Here is a 1235-nt window from a genome sequence, read left to right as displayed (position 1 = left end):
GCTGATGCTGGTTTTGGCGAGTATGATGGAGATTGCCTGCCGGTTTACGGTGCGGGCTCGGAGTCCGTTGTTTCTGATCTGAGCGATGATGGGTCTCAGACGGGAGTGAAGCTGACGGGTCTGGCCTTTGGCGCCTACACGGCCGGTGAGTCCCTGGATCTGGAGAGCCTGGCTGCGGGTGAGAATGTGACCTTTGACCCGAACGGTGCGGGTGTCCTGGTTGATGGTGAGGACCGCGGTCTGGAGGTTCCGGACCAGGTTGGCCATGACCCTGAGGCGGACGCGAGCGAGGCTTTGGTTGCCACGCTTGATGATCCGGCGAGTTCGGTGACGGTTACGGTTTCGAATCTGTTCAGCAATGAGGACCAGGGCGAGTACGGCGAGGTGACGCTGTACAACCCGGATGGCGAGGCGCTCGGGACGGTTCTGTTCGGTTCGTCGTCGGATGCGCCTGCGGGTTACGATGGTGTCTACCAGCAGGTTGCCTTTAATGAGGGCAGCAACAACGTCGGCACGATCACGCTGGAGGCCTCGGAACTCTGCGAGGGCGATGCGATCGGTGCGCTTGCGTTCCAGGCGGCGCCGTATGGCGGTGCTGTCTCGGAAGGTGACGCCCAGGCGAGCGACAGCTCGGACTACTTTGTGCGCGAGCTCGACTACACGAAGGCGGTTGTTGAGGAGTACCGCTTTGCCGAGGACGGCGAGACCTCGTCCGCGGCGCATGGCGGGGACTCGGAGACGGCCCGCCTGATTGACGTGAAGTACGCGGCGACGACGCAGGACGACGACGGGTCCGAGGGCATCACGCAGATTGTCCTGAACAAGGGCGAGAGCGACGGGTCCTGGGTGGACACGACCGGTGAGACGCAGGCGCTTGGTGACGAGCTTGTGCTTGGCGACGGTTCGGTCTGGAGCGTCTCTGAGGACGGCAGCGAGCTGACGCTGACGTTTGAGCGCTACGAGGGTCAGTCCGAGGACGGCGAGTATGCCGGTCCGACGTCTGTAGACCTGGCTGGCAAGCTTGGCATTGAGCTGCCGGTTGACGACAGCACGGACTTCACGCTGACGGGCAAGGCGAAGACGCAGGAATACGACGACGACGGCTTTGCCGGGGATGGCGCGTATCGCGAGCTGATTGATGGCTGGCAGGAGTGCAACGGCTGCGGCGACAAGACCGAGTGGACGGACACCTCCAGTGTGTCGTTCAAGGTCGAGGGCGTTGTGGCCGAGGCGGC

Annotated in this window: 1 protein-coding gene; it reads left to right on the top strand. The window is 63.3% G+C overall.

The features are described 5' to 3' along the window. Positions 1-1235 (top strand): hypothetical protein (locus ACFOW6_RS18165; protein ID WP_382423843.1); only part of this gene is annotated, 1235 nt, incomplete at both ends.

The organism is Fodinicurvata halophila (assembly GCF_042651425.1).
GTDB lineage: Bacteria > Pseudomonadota > Alphaproteobacteria > Kiloniellales > DSM-21159 > Fodinicurvata > Fodinicurvata halophila.
The sequence above is the reverse complement of the archived record's forward strand: the minus strand, read 5'-3'. Positions and strand labels throughout refer to the sequence as shown.